The 3,283-nt window shown below is 67.2% G+C and carries 4 protein-coding genes; 1 reads left to right on the top strand and 3 read right to left on the bottom strand.

What is annotated here, in order from left to right; all coding sequences use genetic code 11:
- Positions 1 to 232: 232 nt before the first annotated feature.
- The 3 genes from Y706_RS0107505 to Y706_RS0107495 form a co-directional block, all read right to left on the bottom strand.
- Positions 233 to 442, bottom strand: a complete 210-nt coding sequence (locus Y706_RS0107505; RefSeq protein WP_028276113.1) for a hypothetical protein — start codon at positions 440 to 442, stop codon at positions 233 to 235.
- Positions 443 to 537: 95 nt separating this feature from the next.
- A complete protein-coding gene (locus Y706_RS0107500; RefSeq protein ID WP_028276112.1) occupies positions 538 to 951 on the bottom strand; it encodes a VOC family protein in 414 nt (137 codons plus the stop codon).
- A gap of 205 nt (positions 952 to 1,156) precedes the next feature.
- A complete protein-coding gene (locus Y706_RS0107495; protein WP_028276111.1) occupies positions 1,157 to 1,723 on the bottom strand; it encodes a type 1 glutamine amidotransferase domain-containing protein in 567 nt (188 codons plus the stop codon).
- Positions 1,724 to 1,898: 175 nt separating this feature from the next.
- On the opposite strand from Y706_RS0107495, the gene Y706_RS24145 reads away from it, so the two are divergent.
- Positions 1,899 to 3,283: cation:proton antiporter (locus Y706_RS24145; protein ID WP_043435307.1), on the top strand; the 1,385-nt coding region annotated here is incomplete at its 3' end.

Here is a 3,283-nt window from a genome sequence, read left to right as displayed (position 1 = left end):
GAGGCGAAGACGTGGCCGGCGTGGCCCGCGGCTGAAATCTCCAGGCGGACCGGACCGGTCATGCTGTGAACGACCGCGGCGGGGAGCACGGTTACAGGAGGGACCGCGAGGCAGCTGCCGGGGTCATGCAGGGCTCGTTTCGTCGCCGGGTGGTCAGCCCAGTCTAGTAAGCCTGCTGGCTAGAACCCTGACGCCGTGCGGGGCAGCCGGCCCTTCAGGATGATCCGGCGGATCAGTTGTCCCGTTTGTCCCGCTCCTCGAACTCCTCATCGAGGTCATAGTGCCGGAACTCCGTCTCCGGATTCGGCTCGCCCTCCACCACGTACTCATAGTCCAGTTGGCGCTCGACTTGGCTGTCGAGGACCTGAAGATCCTTGTCCGGCAACTTGCTGAGATCCTCCGGGAAGTCATCTTCCGGGCTGAGGTGCAGCTTCTCGGTCATTGCATGGCTCCCTTGGCCAGGGGATGGACTCGCGCTTGCACTGTCCTGGCTGCATTCAGGATAGCCCTTACTGCCGGCGCGGCCGAGGGCCCGATTTAGGCGGGCTCGGAGCCGACGTTCACCAGCCAGTCCACGCCAAACCTGTCCTTGCACATGCCGAAGACGTCGCCCCAGGGTGCCTTCTCCAGCGGCATGGCGACTGTGCCGCCATCGGCCAGCTTGTCGAAGTAGCCGCGGAGCTCAGCTTCGTTGGATCCGCTCAGGGACACGGAAAAGTTGTTGCCCGCGGTGTAGTCCATGCTGTTGGGCGTGTCCGCGCCCATCAGCACCATGCCGGCGTCGGTCCTGAGCTGGGCATGCATGATTTTCTCCTGCTCCGCCGGGTCTTCGCTGGCGTGGTATTCGGCGAAGGTACTCATGGTCAGTTCCCCGCCGAACACCGACTGGTAGAAGGTCATGGCGTCTTTCGCGTTGTCGCGGAAGCCGAGGTAGGGATTGAGCGTAGTCATGTCCGAAACTCCTTGCTGTTGGGGGCGCCGGCCGGGCGGCAACGACGACGGTGCACGGTACAGGGCATATCCTGCCGCAAAACCAACAGCGTGGGTAGGTCTCCGGCCGCGGAACCGGGCAGCCCGCGACTAAGCAGGTGAACGGCCGGCCGAGAGCGTCCGACGGCGGCCGGTGCCGCCGTCGGACGCTGCGGCGGGATTGCGGCTATGGCGTCTGGCCTGCGTGCTCGCCTTCGGCGATTTCCTCAAGGAGTTTGGCGTTGAAGGCCGGAAGGTCACGCGGGCTGCGGCTGGTCACCAGGCCCTGGTCCACCACGACCTCCTCGTCAGTCCAGATCGCGCCGGCATTCTTCAGGTCCGTCTGCAGCGTGTGGTAGGAGGTCAGGTTCCTGCCGCTGACCACGCCGGCGTCGATGAGCAGCCACGGGCCGTGGCAGATGGCGGCGACGGGCTTGTGCTGCTCGAAGAAGGCACGCGTGAACGCCTGGGCCTCCTTGTCGACTCTGAGGTGATCGGCGTTGACCACGCCGCCGGGGATGACCAGGGCGTGGAAATCGGCGGCGTCGGCCCGCCCCACGGCGAGGTCGACGGCGAACCGCAGCCCCTTTTCGGTGCCGTCATAGCCCTGCAGCTCTCCGCTCTTCGGCGAGACCAGGGTTGGCACGCCGCCGGCTTCCTTGACGGCATCCCACGGGCTGGTCAGCTCCACTTGCTCCACACCGTCCGTCAGCAGGAACGCGACCTTCTTGCCGGAAAGATTGTGCTCTGACATGTGTCCTCCTCGTGCCGGGCGCGGGCCGGGCAACATTCGTTCAGTGCCGGCGCCGCGCGCAGTGTCCCACTTGGTTTGCAGACCTAACTCTAGAAAGCCGCCAAGTCGTAAGCAAGCTGATGATGCATTGCAGGGACCCCGCCGGCACAGGACGGGAAGCTGAGAGAATGGGCCCATGGAAGTCGCTTTCGGGCTGCTGGCCCTCGTCGCCATCGTCTGTGCCTGCAGCGCACTGGGCCAAAGGATCAACATCTCCGTCCCCCTGCTGCTGGTGCTGGCCGGCGTGGTGTGCTCGTTCCTGCCGTTCGTTCCGACCATCGAGCTGAACCCCGAAATCGTTCTGGTCGGGCTGTTGCCGCCGTTGCTCTATGCGGCGGCGCTGCAGACCTCGCTGTTCGATTTCCGTTCCAACCGCCGCTCCATCGGCCTGTTGTCGGTCGGCTACGTCATTTTCGGCACCGTCAGCATCGGGCTGGTGGTCGCCTGGCTGTTTCCCGAGATCCCGCTGGCGGCCGCCATGGCCCTGGGCGCCGTCGTGGCGCCCCCGGACGCCGTGGCTGCGACGGCGATTGCGCGAAAGGTGGGCATGCCCCGCAGGGTTGTCACCATCCTGGAGGGCGAATCGCTGGTCAACGACGCCACGGCGCTGGTCTGCCTGCGTGCTGCCATCGCCGCGATCGCCGGAGCTGTCTCCGCCGCGGAGATTGCCGGCGGCTTCGTCCTGGCGGCCGGCGGGGGCGTGGCGGTGGGCGTTGCCGCGGCCTTCGTGCTCACCGCGCTCCGCAAGCGGATCCGCAACGTGGCCATCAACACTTCCACTTCCCTGATCGCCCCGCTTGTGGCCTACCTCCCGGCGGAAGCGATCCACGCCTCCGGCGTCCTGGCCGTCGTCGTCACCGGCCTGATCATGGGGACCAAGGCGCCGTCCATGCCAAACGGGGCGGCCCGGCTGAGCCAGCGCAGCAATTGGCACACGGTCCAGTTCCTGCTGGAGAACTCCGTTTTCCTCCTGATCGGGCTGCAGGTCCGGACCATCATCGAGGGCGTCCGGGATGACTCGCTGGGGCCGGAACGGATCTGGTTCGGCTGTGCCGCCGTGCTGCTGGCCGTGCTGGTCCTGCGTCCGGTCTGGGTCTTCCCCGCAACGTACCTGCCGCGGCTCATTCCCGTGGTCCGGCGCAAGGATCCCGCGCCGCCCTGGCAGTTTGCGGCGATTGTCTCCTGGGCCGGCATGCGCGGCGTGGTGACGCTGGCCGCCGTCCTGGTCCTGCCCGCGGAGCTGGAGCACCGGTCGGTCCTGATCCTGATGGCCCTCGTGGTGGTGGCCGGCACGCTGACCCTGCAGGGTTTCACGCTCCCGGCCCTGGTCCGGCTGCTGCACGTGAAGGGACCGGACCCGCGCGAGGACGCGCTCAACGAGGCGTCGCTGATGCAGATGGCGACGGCGGCGGGCGTGCAGCGGCTCCAGGAACTGCGTTCGGACGCCGATCCCCCCGAAGTCGTGGCGATGCTGAAACGGCGCACCCAGGAGCGCGGGCTGGCCGCATGGGAGCGGCTGGC

The organism is Arthrobacter sp. I3 (assembly GCF_000520575.1).
Classification (GTDB): domain Bacteria; phylum Actinomycetota; class Actinomycetes; order Actinomycetales; family Micrococcaceae; genus Arthrobacter; species Arthrobacter humicola_A.
The sequence above is the reverse complement of the archived record's forward strand: the minus strand, read 5'-3'. Positions and strand labels throughout refer to the sequence as shown.

Bases quoted from the DNA above. Each gene is read 5' to 3' on its own strand.
- Y706_RS0107505 (WP_028276113.1), bottom strand. From the start codon at position 442: ATGACCGAGAAGCTGCACCTCAGCCCGGAAGATGACTTCCCGGAGGAT.
- Y706_RS0107500 (WP_028276112.1), bottom strand. From the start codon at position 951: ATGACTACGCTCAATCCCTACCTCGGCTTCCGCGACAACGCGAAAGAC.
- Y706_RS0107495 (WP_028276111.1), bottom strand. From the start codon at position 1,723: ATGTCAGAGCACAATCTTTCCGGCAAGAAGGTCGCGTTCCTGCTGACG.